Consider the following 21,905-nt stretch of genomic DNA (forward strand, 5'->3'; position numbering starts at 1 on the left):
ATGAAACGACAAACTGCAAACCAGACGCTCAAGCGTTTGGCTAAGGATTTATTAAGCCATCCTTTCCTCCTTTTCCTAGCCTTTCTAGGAACTATTGCCCAAGTTGGCTTATCAATTTACTTACCTATTCTGATTGGGCAGGTCATTGACCAGGTCCTAGTTGCTGATTCTTCACCAGTTTTTTGGCAGATTTTCATTCAGATGATCTTGGTAGTCATAGGAAATACTCTGGTACAATGGGCCAATCCTCTTCTTTATAATCGTCTAATCTTCTCTTATACCAGAGACTTGCGAGAGCGAATCATCCATAAACTTCATCGGTTACCGATTGCTTTTGTGGATCGGCAGAGCAGTGGAGAGATGGTCAGTCGTGTGACTACAGATATAGAACAGTTGGCAACTGGCTTGACCATGATTTTTAACCAATTTTTCATTGGTGTTTTGATGATTTTGGTTAGTATTCTAGCCATGCTCCAAATTCATCTCCTCATGACCCTCTTGGTCTTGTTGTTGACGCCACTGTCCATGGTTATTTCACGCTTTATTGCCAAACGCTCCTATCATCTCTTCCAGAAGCAAACAGAGACGAGAGGAATTCAGACTCAGTTGATTGAAGAGTCGCTTAGCCAGCAGACCATTATCCAGTCCTTCAATGCTCAGACAGAGTTTATCCAAAGACTGCACGAGGCGAATGCCAACTACGCAAGCTATTCTCAGTCAGCTATCTTTTATTCCTCAACGGTTAATCCTTCGACTCGCTTTGTCAATGCGCTCATTTATGCTCTTCTAGCTGGAGTAGGAGCTTATCGTATCATGATGGGTTCAACCTTGACCATTGGGCGTTTAGTAACTTTTTTGAACTATGTTCAGCAGTATACCAAGCCCTTTAACGATATTTCTTCAGTGCTAGCTGAGTTGCAAAGTGCTCTCGCTTGCGCAGAGCGCGTCTATGCTGTCTTAGAAAGTCCAGAGGTGGCTGAAACAGGTAAGGAAGTCTTGACCAGTGACCAAGTTAAGGGAGCCATTTCCTTTAAGCATGTTTCTTTTGGATACCATCCTGAGAAGGTTTTGATTAAGGATTTATCTATTGACATTCCAGCTGGTAGCAAGGTTGCCATTGTTGGTCCGACAGGTGCTGGTAAGTCAACTCTTATCAATCTCCTCATGCGTTTTTATCCTATTAATTCAGGAGATATCTTGTTAGACGGTCGTTCTATTTACGACTATACCCGAGCATCATTGAGACAGCAGTTTGGGATGGTGCTCCAGGAGACCTGGCTCAAGCAAGGGACCATTCATGATAATATTGCTTTTGGAAATCCTGATTCCAGCCGGGAGAAAGTGATTGCTGCTGCCAAAGCAGCCAACGCAGACTTTTTCATCCAACAGTTGCCACAGGGATACGATACCAAGTTGGAAAATGCAGGAGAATCTCTCTCTGTTGGGCAAGCCCAGCTCTTGACCATCGCCCGAGTCTTTCTAGCTATTCCAAAGATTCTTATCTTAGACGAAGCGACTTCCTCCATCGATACACGGACAGAGGTGCTAGTACAGGATGCCTTTGCCAAACTCATGAAGGGGCGAACAAGCTTTATCATTGCTCACCGCTTGTCTACCATTCAGGATGCGGATTTGATTCTTGTCTTGGTAGATGGAGATATTGTTGAGTATGGTAACCATCAGAACCTCATGGCTAGAAAGGGCAAGTATTACCAAATGCAAAAAGCAGCAGCTTTTAGCTCTGGATAATCCTTTCTATTTTGAAATCTTATGGACAAAAAAGGTTGCCTTCGGGTGACTTTTTTGTTACAATAGCTAGAAAAAATCAGGGTCTTAGAAGGAGAAAACAATGAAAGTCTATCAGCATGTAAATATCGTGACTTGTGACAAAGATTTCCATGTTTATTTGGATGGTGTCTTAGCCGTTAAGGACTCTCAAATCGTCTATGTCGGTCAAGAGAAGCCAGAGATTTTAGAGCAAGCTGAGCAGATTATAGACTATCAGGGAGCCTGGATCATGCCTGGTTTGGTCAATTGCCACACCCATTCTGCTATGACAGGTTTGCGAGGAATTCAGGATGACAGCAACCTCCATGAATGGCTCAATGACTATATCTGGCCAGCAGAAGCAGGATTTACTCCCGATATGACTACCAAGGCAGTCAAAGAAGCTCTGACAGAGATGCTCCAGTCAGGGACAACAACCTTCAACGATATGTATAATCCCAATGGTGTGGATATTGAAAGAATTTATCAGGCAGTCAAGGCATCTAAGATGCGTTGTTATTTCTCACCGACCCTCTTTTCTTCAGAGGCAGAAACAACTGCTGAGACCATAAGCAGGACACGAGCCATTATAGAGGAAATCTTAGGATATGAAAATCCAAATTTCAAAGTTATGGTAGCCCCACATTCTCCCTACAGCTGTAGTAAAGATTTACTGGAAGAAAGCTTAGAAATGGCAAAAGAGCTGAATATTTCTATCCATATTCATGTGGCGGAGACCAAGGAGGAATCAGGAATTATCCTGAAACGCTATGGCAAACGCCCCCTCGCCTTTCTAGAAGAACTAGGTTACTTAGATCATCCGTCTGTCTTTGCTCATGGGGTTGAACTAAACGAGAGAGAAATTGAACGCTTGGCAACTTCTCATGTGGCTATCGCCCATAATCCTATTAGTAACCTCAAACTGGCCTCAGGGATCGCTCCAATCATCCAACTGCAAAAAGCAGGAGTAGCAGTCGGAATTGCGACTGACTCAGTTGCTTCCAATAACAATCTTGATATGTTTGAGGAAGGACGGATCGCAGCCCTTCTTCAGAAAATGAAGAGTGGAGATGCCAGCCAATTCCCTATCGAGACAGCCCTTAAGGCACTGACGATCGAAGGAGCTAAGGTTCTAGGAATGGAAAAGCAGATAGGAAGCCTAGAAGTTGGCAAGCAAGCGGATTTTCTGGTCATTCAACCACAAGGAAAAATCCATCTTCAACCTCAGAAAAATATGCTCTCTCATCTGGTTTATGCTGTCAAATCCAGTGATGTTGATGATGTTTATATCGCTGGAGAACAGGTGGTTAAGCAAGGCAAAGTTTTGACAGTAGAGATTTAAAAAAATTTTAAAAAAGTTTGCAAAAATCTTGCATTCTTTTTTTGTCTATGCTATACTTATATACGGTTTGAAAAAACTGCCTAAGACAGTAGGGGAGCTCGACTCATAAAGATCCTACCGAGGACAAAACGTATCATGTAAAAAGAAGCGTATTGTACTTTCGTGTCTAGGTTTGGGCGCGTTTTTCTTTTGGAAAAATTCCCCAAGCAAAATAATTACGGAGGTGAACACACTAATGAGTGAAGCAATTATTGCTAAAAAAGCGGAACTAGTTGACGTAGTAGCTGAAAAAATGAAAGCTGCTGCATCTATCGTCGTTGTAGACGCTCGTGGTTTGACAGTTGAGCAAGATACAGTTCTTCGTCGTGAGCTTCGTGGAAGCGAAGTTGAGTATAAAGTCATTAAAAACTCAATCTTGCGTCGTGCAGCTGAAAAAGCTGGTCTTGAAGATCTTGCATCAGTATTTGTTGGACCATCTGCAGTAGCATTTTCTAACGAAGATGTTATCGCACCAGCGAAAATCTTGAACGATTTTGCTAAAAACGCTGAAGCACTTGAAATCAAAGGTGGTGCAATCGAAGGCACTGTCGCATCTAAAGAAGAAATCGTTGCTCTTGCAACTCTTCCAAACCGCGAAGGACTTCTTTCTATGCTCCTTTCTGTACTTCAAGCGCCAGTGCGCAACGTTGCTCTTGCAGTCAAAGCGGTTGCAGACAACAAAGAAGACGCAGCTTAATCTTAAGCTACGCAGCGTAGCTTAGCTACGGAAAAACGATTATAAAATTAAAAACTTATTTGGAGGAAATAACAATGGCATTGAACATTGAAAACATTATTGCTGAAATTAAAGAAGCTTCAATCCTTGAATTGAACGACCTTGTAAAAGCTATCGAAGAAGAATTTGGTGTAACTGCAGCTGCTCCTGTAGCTGTTGCTGCAGCTGGTGCTGCTGACGCTGGTGCTGCTAAAGACTCATTTGACGTTGAGTTGACAGCTGCTGGTGACAAAAAAGTTGGCGTTATCAAAGTTGTACGTGAAATCACTGGTCTTGGACTTAAAGAAGCTAAAGAACTTGTTGATGGTGCACCAGGTGTCATCAAAGAAGGCGTTCCAACTGCAGAAGCTGAAGAAATCAAAGCTAAATTGGAAGAAGCTGGAGCTTCAGTTACTCTTAAATAATAGAGCAACTACATTAGTAGCTTAAAAAAACATATAAAACCGTTATTCTTAGGAGTAGCGGTTTTTTCTTTTGGTTCAAGAAGGGGCAAAAAAGGGGCGAACTAATCATATAGTTTATCTAGGAGACAAACAAGTTTTGAATAATAGGCTTTCCATAAAAATGATACAAGTTTTTACCCTTCAGGATTTATTTTTTTCTAGTATCATCATTCCTATGAACAGTAGAAAAGTAAGTTTTTAATTTATTGATACTCCTGATATTATAATCTCAGTATTAAAGAACTTTATTGAAGGTAATTTTCGAACGGTTTGAGGTAATTTCAATGAAATTTTAATAGATATTTCAATTTTCTTCTTGACTCTGACCTTAGGTAAGGGATTATACTAATAGTAGATAAGAAAGGAGATTATTATGCAAATCAATATGATTCGTTCAGATAAAGTTTACCAAGAGATGCTCGAGCTTCCTTTAGAAAAGAGAGAAGGTTACTTTCGAGCTAAAATATTAGCACCTTTTGCAATGAAATACCAAACGCAACACATCCCTTTGAAAGCAAAGTATCCTGGAGGATTTGATGCTCTTTTCCTACTTGGCTTTATGAATCAGTTACCCTCAACTCTCTCAGAAAAGGATAGACCAGCTATAGACGCTCTGAGCTCTAATCAACTCTGGCAGGACTGCCAGGATACCATCAAGAGGAGTATTGGTCTTTTTGAGCAGGCTGGTTATGACTTAGAGGTTGAGGAATACCATTTTACTATTTTATTGGGCAATCCAGAAAAACCTATGCTACAGCTCAATAAGGGTTATAGCGGAGATGGCGGAATTCCAGGCTACCTCATGCTTAGTATGCTACCAAATGACTATACTTTACCACGTGTGCAGGCTGCGTTGGCTCACGAGTACAATCACAATGTCCGCTTTCAATTTGTCAAATGGAATCAGCAGACGACATTAGCAGACTGGGTAGTCAGTGAAGGATTGGCAGAGTCCTTTGCTGCTGAGCTCTATGGTAAGGATCTCATTGGGCCTTGGGTTACTTCAACCAGTCCAGAGCAGTTAGAAGAGATTAAGCCCATCATCTCAAGTCAGCTTCAGCTAACAGGTATGACGGAAATAGCTCCTTATCTCTACGGTGATGAAATAGCTGAGATACAGGGTCAGATACCGGTTGGAATGCCCTATGCTGCAGGCTATGCTTATGGCTATCATCTGATACAAGCCTATCTGAAAAAGACTGGCAAGACTATTATTGAAGCAACAGTGACGCCTACAGAAGAGATTTTAGAGGCGACGAAAGATTTTTGGAAATGATACTTTTGCTTGCAAATCTGCCAGAGTCTGATATAATGAAAGTAATTTTTGGAGGTGACTATATGCACTATAAAAGAGTTGAATTAAAAGTCACAAATCAAGGTATCCATGAGCACAAGATTTTTCAAGGTGTTAAGATTTTCAGTCGTAGCAAGTTATCCAAAGATCGGAAAAGCATTCTAACACAGAAGCTTTACCTGACACCGAAGCAGAACATCGTTTACTATCAACGGACAGATATCAACTATGATCAGAACTGGCAGCATAATAAGGACTATTACGAATTAGCTTATGGTCAGATGGATAGAGAGACGGTTTTTAAGGTTTGCCAAGATTTTGACGAACTAAGTCCTTTCCTGGAGAACGAACTGCTGGAGAAGCTAAAAGAAAAGCAGTCTGCAGGCAAATTTTTTGAAAAATTAGATATATAAAAATCCGGCTGCTTTTATAAGCAGTCGGATTTCTTCTAGTGTGATAGTGCTGAAACAATACCTTTACTATCATAGCATTGGCTACATTTTTAAAAGTTGTTTTAGCTGTCTTGAGGAGCTTGATACTGATGTCCTCGAGTCGACCATAGTATACTAACATCTATTCATCTGATAAGAGGGATTTTATCATCCAGATATTCATAGCTGGGTGGCCGGCAGCGTTAGAAAGTGGTTGTTGCAATGCTGTAAAACCATAGTGCTGATAGATTACCACAGCCGTAGCCAGTTCAGTAGAGGTTTCTAGATAAAGTTGTTCATAACCTGCTAGGCGGGCTTCATGGAATATCCGCTTTATCAACCTGCTGGAATAACCTTTGCCACGGCTATTTTTAGTGACATACAGTTTTTGTAATTCAGCAATCTTATCAGACACAGGTGCAAAGCCACCGCAACCAACCAGCTGACCTTCATCTTCCAGAATAAAGTAAGCTGCTCTCTCTTGCTGTTGATAGTAGTCGGCCAAATGATCTAGATGAGAATCAAAGTAGACTGTTCCAGGTTTGTCAAGCCCGAATTCTTCAAGACTAGCTCGAATGAGTTGTGCTACAGCTAGATTATCTCTTACTTCCATTGGCCGTAAGTTCATCATTTGTCCTCCGATAGGATGTATCGACTAATTAAACAATACCTTGTGCAATCATAGCGTTTGCTACGTTTTCGAAGGCAGCGATATTTGCTCCTGCAAGGTAGTCAGTACCAAGTCCGTATGTTTCAGCAGTTGTTTTAGCTGTGTTGAAGATGTTGGTCATGATGTCTTTGAGGCGTCCATCAACTTCTTCACGTGTCCATGAAAGGCGAAGGCTGTTTTGGCTCATTTCAAGCGCTGATACAGCTACACCACCAGCGTTAGCAGCTTTGGCAGGTCCGTAAAGGATTCCCTTTTCTTTGTAGACTTTAATCGCATCAAGGTCACTAGGCATGTTAGCACCTTCAGATACACAGATAACGCCTTGAGAAACCAAACGTTTAGCTGCTTCACCGTTGATTTCGTTTTGAGTCGCACATGGAAGAGCGATGTCGTAGTTTCCAGCGTAAGTCCATACAGAACCTTCATGGTAAGTAGCAGTTGCTTTCTCAGCTGCATATTCAGTCAAACGAGCACGGCGTTTTTCTTTAACATCAACCAAAAGATCGAAGTCAATACCATTTTCGTCGATGACATAACCGTTTGAGTCAGATACAGAGATAACAGTAGCGCCGAGTTCAGTCGCTTTTTGAAGAGCATATTGAGCTACGTTACCAGAACCTGAAATAACCACTTTCTTACCAGCAAAACTGTTACCATTAGCTTTGAGCATTTCTTCAGTATAGTAAACCAAACCATAACCAGTTGCTTCTGGACGAATCAAGCTACCACCAAATCCAAGAGGTTTACCAGTCAAGACACCCGCATCAAATTGGTTAAGACGTTTGTATTGTCCGTAAAGGTAACCAATTTCACGTCCACCAACACCGATATCACCAGCAGGTACGTCAAGAGATGGGCCGATGTATTTTTGCAATTCAGTCATGAAGCTTTGGCAGAAGCGCATCACTTCAGCATCAGTCTTCCCTTTAGGATCGAAGTCTGATCCACCTTTACCTCCGCCGATTGGAAGTCCAGTCAAGACATTTTTAAAGATTTGTTCAAAGCCGAGGAATTTCAAGATCCCTTGGTTTACAGTTGGGTGGAAACGAAGTCCGCCTTTATATGGTCCAACAGCTGAGTTGAATTGAACACGGTAACCACGGTTAACTTGAACTTTTCCATCACGGTCAACCCAAGGAACACGGAAAGAAATTACGCGCTCAGGCTCAGTGATACGTGCCAAGATGTTTTCTTCGATATACTCAGGATGTTTTTCAAATACAGGTTCCAAAGTGCTGAAGAATTCTTCAACCGCCTGGAGAAATTCAGCCTCATGCCCGTTACGAGCTTTCACAGTTGCAAACACGCTTTGGATATAGTCTTTAGCAGATGTCATATCGTTCTCCTTTTTGTTGTTATATTTTATTACATGAGCCATTATAGCAGAATTTTTTTTGAGTGTAAAGAAAAAAACAGAAATTTTCTAAAAATTCTTTCAATTTACAAAACCGAACGTTTTATAACGTTTTATATAGAAATTAGTTTCTCAAAGAGAAAATCTTAAAGTATGGTATAATATTAGAAATAAAAGGAATCTGGAGGATCAGAATCATGGTATCAACGAAAACACAAATAGCTGGCTTTGAGTTTGACAATTGCTTGATGAATGCAGCGGGTGTGGCTTGTATGACGATAGAAGAGCTTGAAGGGGTCAAAAACTCAGCGGCGAGTACTTTTGTTACGAAGACTGCGACCTTGGACTTTCGTCAGGGCAATCCTGAGCCACGATACCAGGATGTTCCACTTGGTTCTATCAACTCCATGGGCTTACCAAATAATGGCTTAGACTACTATCTGAACTATCTTTTGGACTTGCAGGAAAAAGAGCCAAACCGAACTTTCTTCCTATCTCTAGTTGGCATGTCTCCAGAAGAAACACATACCATCTTGAAAAAAGTTCAAGAGAGTGAATTCAAAGGACTGACAGAGCTTAATCTCTCTTGTCCAAATGTTCCGGGAAAACCTCAGATTGCCTATGATTTTGAGACAACAGACCGTATCTTGTCAGAGGTATTTACCTACTTTACTAAACCTCTTGGAATCAAGTTGCCACCTTATTTTGATATTGTTCACTTTGATCAAGCGGCAGCTATTTTTAACAAATATCCGCTCAAGTTTGTTAACTGTGTTAACTCTATCGGAAACGGCCTTTATATAGAAGACGAGTCAGTCATGATTCGTCCTAAAAATGGTTTTGGTGGCATTGGTGGAGAGTATATCAAACCGACTGCTCTTGCTAATGTGCACGCCTTTTACCAACGTCTCAATCCGCAAATCCAAATCATCGGAACGGGTGGTGTTCTAACGGGTCGTGATGCCTTTGAACATATCCTCTGCGGTGCGAGTATGGTGCAAGTAGGGACTACCCTTCACAAAGAAGGCGTCGGTGCTTTTGAACGCATTACCAATGAACTAAAAGAAATCATGGCAGAAAAAGGTTATGAGAACCTAGAAGATTTCCGTGGGAAATTGCGCTATATTGATTAAGTTTAATAAAAAATCAGAAGAAAGGAGAGAAGATGCTAGCCATAGAAGAGAGTCAAAAGGTATCTCTATCAAATTTATCTAGCTTGAATCTATTTACTGGGACAGACCAGGGCCAGTTTGAAGTTATGAAGAGTCAGGTGTTGAGTCAGATTGGTTATGATCCAGCTGATCTCAACTTTGCTTACTTTGATATGAAAGAAGTAGCTTATAAAGACTTAGAGTTGGAGCTGGTCAGTCTCCCTTTCTTTGCGGATGAGAAAATCGTGATATTAGACCATTTTGTCGATATCACAACAGCCAAGAAACGCTTTTTAGCAGATGATGAGCTCAAGTCGTTTGAGGCATACCTTGATAACCCTTCGCCAACAACAAAGTTGTTGATTTTTGCAGAAGGAAAGTTAGATAGTAAAAGACGGCTGGTCAAATTGCTCAAACGAGATGCGACTGTATTTGATGCTATTGAACCCAAGGAACAAGAACTCCGCCAGTATTTCCAAAAATGGAGTCAGACACAAGGTCTGCAGTTTGTGGGGCAATCCTTTGAAAATCTACTTCTCAAATCTGGTTTTCAATTTAGCGAAATCCAGAAAAATCTCCTCTTTTTACAGTCTTATAAGTCAGACGGCGTGATTGAGGAGAAGGATATTGTCGAGGCTATTCCAAAGACTCTGCAGGACAATATTTTTGATTTGACTCAGTTTATTTTAGCTAAGAAAATTGATCAGGCCCGTGACCTGGTTAGAGACTTGACCTTGCAAGGGGAGGATGAAATCAAGCTCATAGCTGTCATGTTAGGACAGTTTCGAACCTTTATCCAAGTGAAGATTTTATCAGAGGCTGGTCAGACGGAGTCGCAGATTGCAACCAGTCTGGGAACTTACTTGGGGCGCAACCCTAATCCTTATCAAATCAAGTTTGCACTGAGAGATTCGAGAGGGATTTCCTTGGCCTTTCTCAAGCGAGCGATTTCTTATTTAATTGAAGCGGACTACCAGATTAAGACAGGTGTCTATGAAAAAGGGTACCTGTTTGAAAAGGCACTTTTGCAGATCGCGGCAGAGGCAAATTGAGCAAAAAACTTGAAAAAAGAGGATGATTGCGTTATCATTTTCATATAGAAAGAAAAAGAGGTATTACAGATGGCTATTATCTTACCAGACCTTCCATACGCATACGACGCTTTGGAACCATACATCGATGCAGAAACAATGCACTTGCACCATGACAAACACCACCAAACATACGTAAACAACGCAAATGCAGCTCTTGAAAAACACCCTGAAATTGGGGAAGACCTTGAAGCCTTGCTTGCAGATGTTGAATCTATCCCTGCTGATATCCGTCAAGCACTTATCAACAATGGTGGTGGACACTTGAACCACGCTCTTTTCTGGGAATTGATGACTCCTGAGAAAACAGCTCCTTCAGCAGAACTTGCAGCAGCAATCGATGCAACATTTGGTTCATTTGAAGAGTTCCAAGCAGCCTTTACAGCAGCAGCTACAACTCGCTTCGGTTCTGGATGGGCTTGGTTGGTTGTCAACAAAGAAGGAAAACTTGAAGTAACTTCAACAGCAAACCAAGACACACCAATCTCAGAAGGTAAAAAACCAATCTTGGGCTTGGACGTTTGGGAACATGCTTACTACGTGAAATACCGCAACGTGCGTCCTGACTACATCAAAGCTTTCTTCTCAGTCATCAACTGGAACAAAGTAGATGAGCTTTACGCAGCAGCAAAATAAAAAATAGGAAGGGAAGAATCAATCTTCTCTTTTTAAGGTTATAAAGCAGAAGTCTGACAAAATCGTCAGACTTTTTTCATTTTCAGGATATTCGTGCCAACTTGTAGAAAATATGGTAAAATAGAGTGTTAAGTAATCGTGGAAAAGGAAGACTATGCGTAAAGAAATTGCACCTGAATTATATAACTATAACAAGTTTCCTGGCCCAGAATTTCATGTAAATGGGGATAAGGTTGAGACTGAAGGGATTGCTTTTACCTTGGTTGAAAATATCAAGGATGCTTTCGATGTGACAGTCTTTAATCAACGCTTTTCAGAAGTGTTGACCAAGTTTGATTATGTCGTGGGGGACTGGAGTAATGAACAGCTCCGCCTACGTGGTTTTTACAAAGACGATCGAACAGAGGAAAAAATTGAAAAGATCAGTCGCTTACAGGACTATCTTTTAGAGTACTGTAGTTATGGTTGTGCCTATTTTGTTCTAGAAAATCAAGCACCGAAACGGGCTTCATTTGACAAAAAAATGCGTAAAAAGGATGAGGAAAACCTTCCTAGAAGAGGCAAGAAACCTTCGCAAAACAAGAGAAAACCAAATGCCGATAAGCGAAATAGACGTCGTCATAAGGACCAAAAGTCTCAGAAAGAGGACAAGGGACAGCGCCATTTTGTCATTCGTCAGAAATAGATAGAGAATAAGGAGAAGAGATGAAACCGTCTATTTATAGTTTAACACGTCAAACCATGCAAGAATGGGTTTTAGAACAAGGAGAAAAGAAATTCCGAGCAGATCAAATCTGGGAATGGCTCTACCGTAAACGTGTCCAGTCGTTTGAAGAAATGACCAACCTTTCCAAGGATTTGATTGCCAAACTCAATGACCAGTTTGTCGTAAATCCTTTGAAACAACGGATTGTACAAGAGTCAGCTGATGGTACCGTTAAGTATCTTTTTGAGTTGCCAGATGGCATGTTGATTGAGACAGTACTCATGCGTCAACACTACGGTTTGTCAGTCTGTGTGACCACTCAGGTTGGCTGTAATATTGGTTGTACCTTCTGTGCATCAGGCTTGATCAAGAAGCAACGTGACCTCAATAACGGGGAAATCGTAGCGCAGATCATGCTAGTTCAGAAATACTTTGATGAACGTGGCCAGGATGAACGTGTCAGCCATATCGTTGTTATGGGAATTGGTGAACCATTTGATAACTACAACAATGTATTAAATTTTGTTCGTACCATCAATGATGACAAGGGAATGGCTATCGGTGCTCGTCATATCACTGTTTCAACTTCAGGTTTGGCCCATAAAATTCGTGACTTTGCTAATGAAGGCGTACAGGTCAATCTGGCTGTTTCTCTTCACGCACCAAACAATGAATTGCGTTCAAGCATCATGAAGATTAACCGTGCCTTTCCGATAGAAAAGCTCTTTGCAGCTATTGAGTACTATATCGAAACAACCAATCGCCGTGTGACCTTTGAATACATCATGCTCAATGAAGTCAACGACGGTGTTGAACAAGCCTTGGAGTTGGCTGAATTGCTCAAGAACATCAAGAAATTATCTTATGTCAACTTGATTCCTTATAACCCAGTTAGTGAACATGACCAATATAGCCGTAGTCCTAAAGAGCGCGTGATGGCCTTCTATGATACCCTTAAGAAAAAAGGGGTCAACTGTGTTGTCCGTCAAGAGCATGGTACAGATATTGATGCAGCTTGTGGACAATTACGCTCCAATACAATGAAACGTGATCGCCAGAAGGCAGTCGCAGCAGTAAATCCATAAAATGACTAAAAAAAGAGAATTAATCTTAAGATTGGGAGTGGCTGTTTACAGTCTTTGCATTGTCTGTTTTTGTTTTACTCCCCAGCCTCAACTTCCTACAGGAGTGGAAACTCCAGGTATTCAAACTTTTGGACGCCTGGTTTTTCTTTTAACTCCCTTAAACTCCCTTTGGAATCTGGGTGAAGTGACCAGTTTGGGACAAGTCATTTGGATCTTTTTGCAGAATATTTTAAATGTCTTCTTGCTCTTCCCTCTGGTCTTTCAACTGATCTATTTCTGTCCAAATTTACGACAAACCAAAAAAATCATCCTTCTCAGCTTTCTACTGAGTCTAGGAATCGAGTGCACGCAACTAGTTTTAGATTTTTTATTCAACTTTAATCGCGTCTTTGAGATTGATGATTTGTGGACCAATACCCTGGGAGGCTATCTGGCTTGGGTTCTCTATAAAGGACTGCATAAAAATAAGATAAGGAATTAGAATGAGTATTTTAGAAGTTAAAAATTTAAGTCACGGTTTTGGTGACCGTGCAATTTTTGAAGATGTGTCCTTCCGTCTCCTCAAGGGAGAACATATCGGCTTAGTCGGTGCCAATGGTGAAGGAAAATCAACCTTTATGAGTATCGTGACTGGTAAGATGTTACCTGACGAAGGAAAGGTGGAGTGGTCTAAGTATGTGACTGCTGGCTATCTGGATCAGCACGCGGTGCTAAAGGAAGGTCAAACCGTGCGTGATGTCTTGCGGACAGCCTTTGATGAGCTATTTAAAGCAGAAGCTCGTATCAATGACCTCTATATGGAAATGGCAGAGGACGGAGCGGATATTGATGCACTCATGGAAGAAGTTGGCGAACTCCAAGACCGTTTGGAGAGTCGAGATTTCTATACCTTGGATGCTAAGATTGATGAAGTAGCGCGTGCCCTCGGTGTCATGGACTATGGCATGGATACAGATGTAACAGCCTTATCAGGTGGACAAAGAACCAAGGTGCTTTTGGCTAAACTCCTCCTTGAAAAACCAGATATTTTGTTGCTTGACGAGCCAACCAACTACTTGGATGCTGAACACATTGACTGGCTCAAGCGTTATCTCCAAAACTATGAGAATGCCTTTGTTCTTATTTCGCATGATATTCCTTTCCTCAACGACGTAATCAATATCGTCTACCATGTGGAAAATCAACAGCTGACGCGTTACTCTGGTGACTACTACCAGTTCCAAGAAGTCTATGCTATGAAAAAATCTCAGTTGGAAGCGGCCTATGAACGTCAACAGAAAGAGATTGCAGACCTCAAGGATTTCGTCGCTCGAAACAAAGCGCGTGTTGCAACGCGTAATATGGCCATGTCCCGTCAAAAGAAACTCGACAAGATGGATATCATTGAACTCCAAAGCGAGAAACCAAAGCCGTCCTTTGATTTCAAACCAGCTCGTACGCCAGGGCGCTTTATCTTCCAAGCCAAGGACTTGCAGATTGGTTATGACCGTCCCCTTACCAAGCCCTTAAATCTCACTTTTGAACGCAATCAAAAGGTTGCCATTATCGGGGCAAATGGTATCGGGAAAACAACTCTCTTGAAGTCTCTCTTGGGCATTATACCGCCAATCGCTGGGGAAGTTGAACGCGGTGATTACCTAGAACTTGGTTACTTTGAGCAAGAAGTAGAAGGTGGCAATCGTCAAACACCACTAGAGGCTGTCTGGAATGCCTTTCCTGCTCTTAATCAAGCAGAAGTCCGTGCAGCCCTTGCTCGTTGTGGTTTGACGACCAAGCACATTGAAAGTCAAATTCAGGTCTTGTCAGGTGGGGAACAGGCCAAGGTGCGTTTCTGTCTCTTGATGAATCGTGAAAACAACGTCTTAGTACTGGACGAGCCGACCAACCACTTGGATGTAGATGCCAAGGATGAACTCAAACGCGCTCTTAAAGAATACAAAGGAAGCATTCTTATGGTTTGCCACGAACCAGACTTTTATGAAGGCTGGATGGACCAAATCTGGGACTTTAATAAGCTAACTTAAAAGCACTAAAAAAGCCAAGTCGAAATGACTTGGTTTTTTTGACTAGTAATTTAAATAGTTTTCAACTTCAGATTTCTCAATTTCTTTACCGTAGTGGCAAATCGGACAAGAAACGAAGTAACTTTTACCATAAGGAAAAAGTGGAATCCAGTAGAGGGTAAATTTGCGTCCAGTTTCTACAATTTCCCAATTGTCGACATTGTTACAGTGACCACATTCGATCGCTGTTTGCGTATGTCCCAAATCTTTCTGATAACCTTTAGAACCCCAAAATAAAATCATGTCATCGTCTCCTTATCTGTTGATGGCTTATTTTTTGCTGAAGTCGTAGTCTTTCACCACTTCGATACTGTCAATGGTGATAGCGGTAGTTGGTTTATCTTTTTCATCTTTTTCAGCTTTGGCAATCTTGTCGACAACATCCATGCCCTCGATGACTTGACCAAAGACAGGGTGTTTGCCGTCTAGGCTAGGATTTCCGCCTTCTTTATAGGCTTCAATGATTTTCTTTGGATACTTGCTAGTAGGGAGTTTCGCAGAAATATCTGTTGAGTTTTGGTTGATGAAGAACTGGCTACCGTTGGTGTTTGGTTGACCAGTGTTAGCCATAGCAAGTGCTCCTCGGATATTGTATAGGTAAGGAGAGATTTCATTTTTAAAACCAGTTCCCTTGTCCTTTGTTTTATCCTTATCATGCCAGATAGATTGGCCTCCTGTACCATCTCCCTTAGGATCTCCAGTTTGGACCATAAAGCCATCAATGACACGGTGGAAGGTGATGCCGTTATAGTAGCCTTCCTTAGCGTGAGTAAGGAAGTTTTCAACCGCAAGAGGTGCTAGTTTTGGAAAGAGTTTGATGCGGATATCGCCTTGATTTGTGTGTAAAATGACCTCAGCTTCGTCTTCAGCAACTTCCTTAGAAAGTTGAGGGAAGTTGGCATTTTCATTGGTCAAAGCGTCATTCAAATCTTTGGCAGCCTGAGCAGCCGCTTTTGAGCTTTCTTCAGCTGAGATGCTGGAGTCGACATATTCATCACCACGTAGACCACGTTGGATACTAGTACATCCAGCAAGGGCTACAGTTGATAGTAAAAGAAGGGTTGCTAGTTTTTTCATTGTTAACCTCTCAAAAATTCATTTCTACCATTGTACCTTAAAAGGAAGTGGATTTCAAATTTTAAAATGAGGTTATTTTGCTAATACATGTAATTTTATAGCTTGACTTACTCCATTTTGTTCATTAGAGTATGTTACTGCATTTGCACAGTCTTTGACATCTGTAGGAGCATTTCCCATTGCAATACCGAGACCTGCGGTTTCAATCATGGGAATATCATTATAATTGTCACCCAAGGTCATAATCTCCTTGAGAGGAATTTGATAATAGTTAGCCAATTCTAACAGAGCCTGTTTTTTAGACACTTGATTATGTGTGACTTCAAGATAGTTATCCTTGGAGAGATAAAAGTCGGTTTGAGGGAAATCCATAATGGATAAGATGTTTTGTAGTTTCTGTATAGTGTCTGCTTTATCAATAAATAATAGTTTATGAACAAGAGTATGTTCCTCTCTTATAAAATCTGTTATAGATGTAACTTTTGGACTTTCTCCAGTAATGTCGGCTTCGATTTGTACCCATTTATCTAAAGTATTAACAAACCAATCTTGTCCAGAATAAACATTGATAGAAACTGTCGGAAATTCTCTTTTTAAAAAATCATGAAGAAATGCCAATTCTTTTTTATCAATAGAATGTTGACTTAGAACCTCATCCCCCTTACTGATTAGGGCACCGTTATAACATGCGATTGGGAAGTTACTAATACCTAGTTCTTTAGATATTGGAGCAATACCGAGAGGAGAGCGAGCAGAAGCTAAGACAAAAGGGATTTCTTTTTGTTTTAAAATTGGCATCAATTCTGGCAAATAAGAGTCTATCTGGTGATTTTTGTCTAAAATTGTTCCGTCAATATCGCTTATAATCAATCTAATATTTCTCATAGTTTCCTCCCTTTTAAAATAGAATAGTTGTTTTGCCATCTAAAGATCGCTGAATTTCTATATCGGGTTCTTTATCTGTAATCCAATAATCAAAATCAGCTAGTTCAGACAGAATAAAGTGAGAGTGTTTACTTATTTTACTGGTTTCAGCCAGTAAGACACGAGTTTTGCTTGTTTTAAATGCTCTCTTTTTCATTAGAACATCTTCTTGGTCTTCAAAACTAACTTGACCATCTGAAAGACTTGCAGCTCCAAAAAAAGCTAAATCAAACTTAATAGAGTTTAAAATGTCCGATTCTTCTAGAGAGTAATAGAAACGATTCTTTTTATGAAACTTTCCGCCTAGAATTTGAAAATCGACATTTTCTTTTCCTCCTAGAATAAGCGCATTATCTAATGAATGACTGAAAATACTAACTTCTTTCTCAAGTATTTTAGCTAATTCTAGTACAGTTGTTGAAACATCAAAGAATAGTAGGTCTCCATTAGAAATGAGTTCCTTTGCTAGAGAGGCGATTTTCTCTTTTTCTTTGGAAGATTGTTCTCTCCTGTCTTTAAAGCCCAGTATAGGCTGTTTCTTTATTGATAGCAATCCTCCGTGAGTTCTTTGTGCTCTATTTTCCTTTGCAAGAATAGAAAAATCTCTGCGGACGGTATCTTTGGATACTTGGAAATAGTCAACCATTTCTTTTGCTGAAAGGCTTCCTCTCTCTTCTAAAAGTGTTATGATTTCTTCTAATCGTTGTGCTTGATACATAAATTCACCTGCTTTCTGACTCTATTTTACTCTTTTTTGCAAGTCGAATCAAGTGTTTATAAGTTTTTTTAATTTAAAATCAATTTATTTAAGTTTTTTGTGGCAAATCTGAAAAAATAAAAACTCTGTCAAGTTTTTTTCTTGACACCTGTCAGAAATCTGCTATAATAGAACATGTGCTAAATAGCTCAGCTATTTCACCGAAATAAAAAATAAGAAAAGAGACATTAAAAAATGGCAGTTAAAATCCGTTTGACTCGTATGGGTTCTAAGAAAAAACCTTTCTACCGTATCAACGTAGCAGACTCACGTTCACCACGTGACGGACGTTTCATCGAAACAGTTGGGACTTACAACCCACTTGTTGCTGAAAACCAAGTAACTTTGAAAGAAGACCGCGTTCTTGCATGGTTGGCTGATGGAGCTCAACCTTCTGATACAGTTCGCAACATCCTTTCAAAAGAAGGCGTATTGAAAAAATTCCACGATTCTAAATTCTCAAAATAAATTTAAAGTAGGTTGACAGATGGATACGATTGAAAATCTCATTATTGCGATTGTGAAACCTTTGATTTCACAACCTGATGCCTTAACTATCAAGATTGAAGACACACCAGAGTTTTTGGAGTATCACTTGGATCTTGACCAAAGCGATGTCGGTCGTGTTATCGGTCGTAAGGGTCGCACTATCTCAGCGATAAGAACGATTGTCTACTCTGTCCCAACTGAAGACAAAAAAGTAAGAATCGTTATCGATGAAAAATAAAGAAAGCGGGACAGATGTCTCGCTTTTTTGTGGAAGAGAAGATGAAGGATTTAACCTTTAGACAATTACAAGCTTACTTACTAGATCATTACCAGCAATCTCGAACCGAGGAAGGCCTCTTTATCAAGCTAGTGGAGGAAGTCGGAGAAGTAGCCGAGGTCTTGAATGGGCGCTCTGGTCGAAAAGAGGGCATTCAGGACTCAAACGAGGAACTTGCCAAAGAACTAGCTGATATTATTCACTATACGGTTGCAATCGCGGCCATTAACGATATTGACCTAACCAAAACCATTTTTGACAAAGATAAGAAGGCTGCCATTAAGTACCAACATGAACGAGATTTGGAAGGATTTTTGAAGAGAAAGGAGAGTTGATGTCCTCTTTCTCCAACTTGTGAAAATCCCTGGAACGTGATAAAATAAAGGATAGAAATAGATACAGGAGACAAGATGAACTACTTTAATGTTGGAAAAATCGTCAATACGCAGGGTCTACAGGGTGAGATGCGAGTCTTGTCTGTGACGGATTTTGCTGAAGAACGGTTTAAAAAAGGGGCAGAGCTGGCTTTATTTGATGAAAAAGATCAGTTTATCCAAACAGTGACCATCGCTAGCCACCGCAAGCATAAGAACTTTGACATTATCAAATTCAAAGACATGTATCATATCAATGCGATTGAAAAGTACAAGGGTTATAGTCTCAAGGTCGCTGAGGAAGATTTGAACGATTTAGATGATGGTGAATTCTACTATCACGAGATTATTGGTTTGGATGTTTACGAGGGAGATAACTTGATAGGAACTATCAAGGAAATCCTACAACCGGGAGCCAATGATGTCTGGGTGGTCAAACGAAAAGGCAAGCGTGATTTGCTTTTACCTTACATTCCGCCAGTAGTTCTCAATGTTGATATTCCAAACAAGCGGGTCGAAGTGGAAATCTTAGAAGGACTAGATGATGAAGATTGATATTTTAACCCTCTTTCCAGAGATGTTTTCTCCGCTGGAGCACTCGATTGTTGGGAAGGCTCGAGAAAAAGGGCTCTTGGATATCCAGTATCATAATTTCAGAGAATATGCTGAAAAGGCCCGTCATGTTGACGATGAACCTTACGGAGGCGGTCAGGGGATGTTGCTAAGGGCTCAACCCATTTTCGATGCCTTTGATGCTATTGAAAAGAAAAATCCGCGCGTCATTCTCCTCGATCCAGCTGGAAAGCAGTTTGATCAGACTTATGCTGAGGATTTGGCTCAAGAGGAAGAACTAATCTTTATCTGCGGTCATTATGAAGGGTATGACGAGCGCATCAAAACCTTGGTAACCGATGAAATTTCTCTAGGAGACTATGTTTTGACTGGTGGTGAGCTGGCAGCCATGACCATGATCGATGCGACCGTTCGCCTGATACCAGAAGTGATTGGCAAGGAGTCTAGTCACCAGGATGATAGCTTTTCTTCAGGTCTTCTCGAATATCCTCAATACACACGCCCTTATGACTATCGTGGCATGGTGGTACCAGATGTTCTCATGAGTGGACACCATGAAAAAATTCGCCAGTGGCGGCTGTATGAGAGTTTAAAGAAAACCTACGAGCGCAGACCTGACCTGCTAGAAAACTATCAACTGACAGCCGAAGAAGAAAAGATGTTGGCTAAAATTAAAGAAAACAAAGAATAAAGGAGAACCTTATGCAAGTAATCAAACGTAATGGAGAAATTGCTGAATTTGATCCAGATAAAATTTACCAAGCTGTCCTAAAAGCAGCTCAAACAGTTTATGTTTTGACTGATGACCTACGTCAAAACCTAGCGCAAGTTACTAAGAAAGTCGTTTTGGACTTGGAAGAAGCAAAAGTAGAACGTGCTACTATCAGCATGATCCAGTCAATGGTTGAGCACCGCTTACTTGGAGCTGGTTACATCACCATTGCAGAACACTATATCTCTTATCGTTTGCAACGCGATTTGGAGAGAAGTGGTTATGGCGACCATATCGCCGTTCATCTTCATTTTGAACAAATCCGTTAAGAAAAAGAGTGGGATGCAAAGAACATCTCACTCTTTCTTAAATAGACTTTTCTGAGCTTTTTGTACAGTTGAGGGAACAAAACGAAGTCGTTTAATGTCACTGATACGAATGATTCGAGTTACGTTTTTTGAAAAATTTTTGACGATAATTTGTTGGCGATTAGCATCGTGTTTAACAATATCACCCGTAAAACTTGTCTCAGCAAGTATAACATGAACAGCCGTCTTTTTCTGGATGGCTTGTTCAATCATAGCAGTGAGGGAGTTGTCCTCGATTTGAGGATGATCATCATTCCCATTGAGAAAACCATGTAGTTTATCTAGAACTAGTTTGAATGTCTGTCTCATAGAATCCTCCCTTCTTATATATCCACATTATATAAAATTTTCCTAAAAACCACAAGATTTTTACGAATAGACTATAGAAAGCATATCACATAAAGGAGTTAAAATGGCAGAATTTACATTTGAAATCGAAGAACACTTGCTCACCTTGTCTGAAAATGACAAAGGATGGACAAAAGAACTAAATCGCGTTAGCTTTAATGGTGCCCCTGCAAAGTTTGACATTCGCGCTTGGAGCCCAGACCATACCAAAATGGGCAAAGGAATCACGCTTTCCAATGAAGAATTTCAGGTAATGGTCGATGCCTTTAAAGGGGGACAATAAAAAAATCTTGAGTGCAACTCAAGATTCTTTTTTTAGGACACAATATAGTCACAGAGAGAAGTCTTAGACAATTGAATGAAAGTCTCTCTGTACTCTTCAGGGGTGATTGGATTATCTTTACGAATCCAGACTTCAATGAAAGAGATTGCCATGGTCGTAATGATATAAGCGATGTCCTCTTTATTAAAATTATATTTCAGTTGGTAATTGACATTCTTTAGTACCCACTCTGAGTAGGTTCCACGAAGAAATTCCTTCCAACATGGGTCGACTTGTGTGGTATACAAGGTGTTAACAACTTCCCTTTTTTCGTATATGAGAGGAAGTATATGGTCTGCTAAAAAGCTGATAGGATCTCCATCATTGCTAGGGCAGTACTTATTAAAGACGTTAAAAATGTCCTGATTGGTCTCTTCGTGAATGTATTCGATAATATCTTCAAAGTTGTTAAAATGCTTTTGATAAATCGCTTGTCGTGAAATACCAGCTTCAGCTGCGATTTCAGTCATGGTAAAAGAAGAGCGCAGAGGGTTCTTCTTAGCAAGTGTGATGAGTGAATTAATAATTAAGTCACGAGTATTCTTTGGCATGATTTCACCTTTCTATTTATAATTATTTACAGTTATTTTTGAATGAAGAAAAATCAGAATGTTCAAGTTAATATAAACAATCAATGAACATTAAATTTTCTGAATCTTTTAGGTAGCTCTATTGTATCACAAATAATTTATAAAATATAGCTCTATCAGTGAAAATGCGTTTTCTGAAAATTCCTATCACATCAGTATTTTTAGACAATTCTCATGATAATGCCGTATTATTTGAGGGATAAAAATAATATATCTAAAAAATTGACACCGTGTAAATAAAAACCTTGGTAGATTAAAGGATATTCATAAAAATACTTGACGATAT

At 40.3% G+C, this 21,905-nt stretch carries 28 protein-coding genes and 1 other annotated feature; of the genes, 20 read left to right on the forward strand and 8 right to left on the reverse strand.

Going from position 1 to position 21,905, the window contains the following annotated elements:
* The 6 genes from M1G01_RS01600 to M1G01_RS01625 all read left to right on the forward strand — a co-directional run bounded on the left by M1G01_RS01600 (position 1) and on the right by M1G01_RS01625 (position 6,034).
* Entirely contained in the window at positions 1–1,749 is a 1,749-nt protein-coding gene (locus tag M1G01_RS01600) for an ABC transporter ATP-binding protein (RefSeq protein ID WP_247931003.1), read from the forward strand.
* A gap of 100 nt (positions 1,750–1,849) precedes the next feature.
* Positions 1,850–3,109 carry a TRZ/ATZ family protein gene (locus M1G01_RS01605; RefSeq protein WP_247931004.1) on the forward strand — a complete coding sequence of 420 codons (1,260 nt, stop codon included), beginning with the start codon at positions 1,850–1,852 and terminating at the stop codon, positions 3,107–3,109.
* 61 nt (positions 3,110–3,170) lie between these two features.
* Positions 3,171–3,306: a sequence feature (ribosomal protein L10 leader region), on the forward strand.
* 38 nt (positions 3,307–3,344) lie between these two features.
* Positions 3,345–3,845: a 50S ribosomal protein L10 gene (gene rplJ, locus M1G01_RS01610; RefSeq protein WP_247931005.1), complete on the forward strand. Its 501-nt coding sequence runs from the start codon at positions 3,345–3,347 to the stop codon at positions 3,843–3,845.
* Between the two features lie 74 nt (positions 3,846–3,919).
* Positions 3,920–4,288, forward strand: coding sequence for a 50S ribosomal protein L7/L12 (gene rplL, locus M1G01_RS01615; RefSeq protein WP_001196964.1), 369 nt, complete (start codon positions 3,920–3,922; stop codon positions 4,286–4,288).
* Positions 4,289–4,700: 412 nt separating this feature from the next.
* Entirely contained in the window at positions 4,701–5,603 is a 903-nt protein-coding gene (locus tag M1G01_RS01620) for a DUF2268 domain-containing putative Zn-dependent protease (protein ID WP_247931006.1), read from the forward strand.
* Between the two features lie 62 nt (positions 5,604–5,665).
* Positions 5,666–6,034, forward strand: a complete 369-nt coding sequence (locus M1G01_RS01625) for an EXLDI protein (protein WP_247931007.1) — start codon at positions 5,666–5,668, stop codon at positions 6,032–6,034.
* Positions 6,035–6,194: 160 nt separating this feature from the next.
* Here the strand turns inward: M1G01_RS01625 and M1G01_RS01630 are convergent, their stop codons facing one another.
* Together M1G01_RS01630 and gdhA are read right to left on the reverse strand one after the other, a co-directional pair.
* Positions 6,195–6,680, reverse strand: coding sequence for a GNAT family N-acetyltransferase (locus M1G01_RS01630; protein WP_001053559.1), 486 nt, complete (start codon positions 6,678–6,680; stop codon positions 6,195–6,197).
* A 31-nt stretch (positions 6,681–6,711) separates the two neighbouring features.
* Positions 6,712–8,058 (reverse strand): NADP-specific glutamate dehydrogenase, encoded by a 1,347-nt coding sequence (gene gdhA, locus M1G01_RS01635; RefSeq protein ID WP_247931008.1) that lies wholly within the window; start codon positions 8,056–8,058, stop codon positions 6,712–6,714.
* Positions 8,059–8,273: 215 nt separating this feature from the next.
* On the opposite strand from gdhA, the gene M1G01_RS01640 reads away from it, so the two are divergent.
* The 7 genes from M1G01_RS01640 to M1G01_RS01670 all read left to right on the forward strand — a co-directional run bounded on the left by M1G01_RS01640 (position 8,274) and on the right by M1G01_RS01670 (position 14,769).
* Complete coding sequence (locus M1G01_RS01640) at positions 8,274–9,209, forward strand: dihydroorotate oxidase (RefSeq protein ID WP_247931009.1); 936 nt, start codon at positions 8,274–8,276, stop codon at positions 9,207–9,209.
* Between the two features lie 32 nt (positions 9,210–9,241).
* Positions 9,242–10,279, forward strand: a complete 1,038-nt coding sequence (gene holA / locus M1G01_RS01645) for a DNA polymerase III subunit delta (protein ID WP_247931010.1) — start codon at positions 9,242–9,244, stop codon at positions 10,277–10,279.
* A 69-nt stretch (positions 10,280–10,348) separates the two neighbouring features.
* A complete protein-coding gene (gene sodA, locus M1G01_RS01650) occupies positions 10,349–10,954 on the forward strand; it encodes a superoxide dismutase SodA (protein ID WP_000974733.1) in 606 nt (201 codons plus the stop codon).
* 154 nt (positions 10,955–11,108) lie between these two features.
* On the forward strand, positions 11,109–11,639 hold the full coding sequence (locus M1G01_RS01655; RefSeq protein ID WP_223328095.1) for a YutD family protein: 531 nt from the start codon (positions 11,109–11,111) through the stop codon (positions 11,637–11,639).
* Between the two features lie 20 nt (positions 11,640–11,659).
* The gene (rlmN, locus tag M1G01_RS01660) at positions 11,660–12,745 is read left to right on the forward strand and encodes a dual-specificity RNA methyltransferase RlmN (protein WP_000804762.1); all 1,086 of its coding nucleotides are present in this window, start codon (positions 11,660–11,662) and stop codon (positions 12,743–12,745) included.
* 1 nt (position 12,746) lies between these two features.
* On the forward strand, positions 12,747–13,226 hold the full coding sequence (locus tag M1G01_RS01665) for a VanZ family protein (protein ID WP_247931011.1): 480 nt from the start codon (positions 12,747–12,749) through the stop codon (positions 13,224–13,226).
* A 1-nt stretch (position 13,227) separates the two neighbouring features.
* Positions 13,228–14,769 (forward strand): ABC-F family ATP-binding cassette domain-containing protein, encoded by a 1,542-nt coding sequence (locus tag M1G01_RS01670; protein ID WP_000025359.1) that lies wholly within the window; start codon positions 13,228–13,230, stop codon positions 14,767–14,769.
* Positions 14,770–14,811: 42 nt separating this feature from the next.
* Here M1G01_RS01670 and M1G01_RS01675 read toward each other — a convergent pair whose 3' ends face one another.
* The 4 genes from M1G01_RS01675 to M1G01_RS01690 all read right to left on the reverse strand — a co-directional run bounded on the left by M1G01_RS01675 (position 14,812) and on the right by M1G01_RS01690 (position 17,527).
* Positions 14,812–15,051, reverse strand: a complete 240-nt coding sequence (locus M1G01_RS01675) for a zinc-ribbon domain-containing protein (RefSeq protein ID WP_084918224.1) — start codon at positions 15,049–15,051, stop codon at positions 14,812–14,814.
* Between the two features lie 27 nt (positions 15,052–15,078).
* The gene (locus M1G01_RS01680) at positions 15,079–15,885 is read right to left on the reverse strand and encodes a peptidylprolyl isomerase (protein ID WP_247931012.1); all 807 of its coding nucleotides are present in this window, start codon (positions 15,883–15,885) and stop codon (positions 15,079–15,081) included.
* Between the two features lie 72 nt (positions 15,886–15,957).
* Positions 15,958–16,770: a Cof-type HAD-IIB family hydrolase gene (locus M1G01_RS01685; protein ID WP_180833311.1), complete on the reverse strand. Its 813-nt coding sequence runs from the start codon at positions 16,768–16,770 to the stop codon at positions 15,958–15,960.
* 13 nt (positions 16,771–16,783) lie between these two features.
* Positions 16,784–17,527 carry a DeoR/GlpR family DNA-binding transcription regulator gene (locus tag M1G01_RS01690; RefSeq protein WP_180833310.1) on the reverse strand — a complete coding sequence of 248 codons (744 nt, stop codon included), beginning with the start codon at positions 17,525–17,527 and terminating at the stop codon, positions 16,784–16,786.
* 234 nt (positions 17,528–17,761) lie between these two features.
* Between M1G01_RS01690 and rpsP the strand changes: the two genes are divergently transcribed.
* From rpsP to M1G01_RS01720, 6 genes are all read left to right on the forward strand, one after another.
* Entirely contained in the window at positions 17,762–18,034 is a 273-nt protein-coding gene (gene rpsP, locus M1G01_RS01695; protein ID WP_000268760.1) for a 30S ribosomal protein S16, read from the forward strand.
* A gap of 19 nt (positions 18,035–18,053) precedes the next feature.
* Positions 18,054–18,293, forward strand: a complete 240-nt coding sequence (gene kphA / locus M1G01_RS01700) for an RNA-binding protein KphA (RefSeq protein ID WP_000379617.1) — start codon at positions 18,054–18,056, stop codon at positions 18,291–18,293.
* A 41-nt stretch (positions 18,294–18,334) separates the two neighbouring features.
* Positions 18,335–18,667, forward strand: coding sequence for a MazG nucleotide pyrophosphohydrolase domain-containing protein (locus M1G01_RS01705; RefSeq protein WP_180833309.1), 333 nt, complete (start codon positions 18,335–18,337; stop codon positions 18,665–18,667).
* Between the two features lie 75 nt (positions 18,668–18,742).
* Positions 18,743–19,261 carry a ribosome maturation factor RimM gene (gene rimM / locus M1G01_RS01710; protein ID WP_247931013.1) on the forward strand — a complete coding sequence of 173 codons (519 nt, stop codon included), beginning with the start codon at positions 18,743–18,745 and terminating at the stop codon, positions 19,259–19,261.
* Positions 19,251–19,970 (forward strand): tRNA (guanosine(37)-N1)-methyltransferase TrmD, encoded by a 720-nt coding sequence (gene trmD, locus M1G01_RS01715; RefSeq protein WP_247931503.1) that lies wholly within the window; start codon positions 19,251–19,253, stop codon positions 19,968–19,970. Before rimM ends, trmD begins: the two co-directional genes overlap by 11 nt.
* 11 nt (positions 19,971–19,981) lie before the next feature.
* Positions 19,982–20,320: an ATP cone domain-containing protein gene (locus M1G01_RS01720; RefSeq protein WP_001196045.1), complete on the forward strand. Its 339-nt coding sequence runs from the start codon at positions 19,982–19,984 to the stop codon at positions 20,318–20,320.
* Positions 20,321–20,347: 27 nt separating this feature from the next.
* On the opposite strand, the gene M1G01_RS01725 is transcribed toward M1G01_RS01720, so the two are convergent.
* On the reverse strand, positions 20,348–20,668 hold the full coding sequence (locus tag M1G01_RS01725) for a eukaryotic translation initiation factor 4 gamma (protein ID WP_001250030.1): 321 nt from the start codon (positions 20,666–20,668) through the stop codon (positions 20,348–20,350).
* Between the two features lie 103 nt (positions 20,669–20,771).
* Here M1G01_RS01725 and M1G01_RS01730 point away from each other — a divergent pair, with 103 nt between their 5' ends.
* Positions 20,772–20,990, forward strand: a complete 219-nt coding sequence (locus tag M1G01_RS01730; protein WP_049490154.1) for a YdbC family protein — start codon at positions 20,772–20,774, stop codon at positions 20,988–20,990.
* A gap of 32 nt (positions 20,991–21,022) precedes the next feature.
* On the opposite strand, the gene M1G01_RS01735 is transcribed toward M1G01_RS01730, so the two are convergent.
* Positions 21,023–21,580, reverse strand: a complete 558-nt coding sequence (locus M1G01_RS01735) for a TetR/AcrR family transcriptional regulator (protein ID WP_049490153.1) — start codon at positions 21,578–21,580, stop codon at positions 21,023–21,025.
* Between the last annotated feature and the right edge of the window lie 325 nt (positions 21,581–21,905).

Source organism: Streptococcus oralis, assembly GCF_023110055.1.
GTDB lineage: Bacteria > Bacillota > Bacilli > Lactobacillales > Streptococcaceae > Streptococcus > Streptococcus oralis_BY.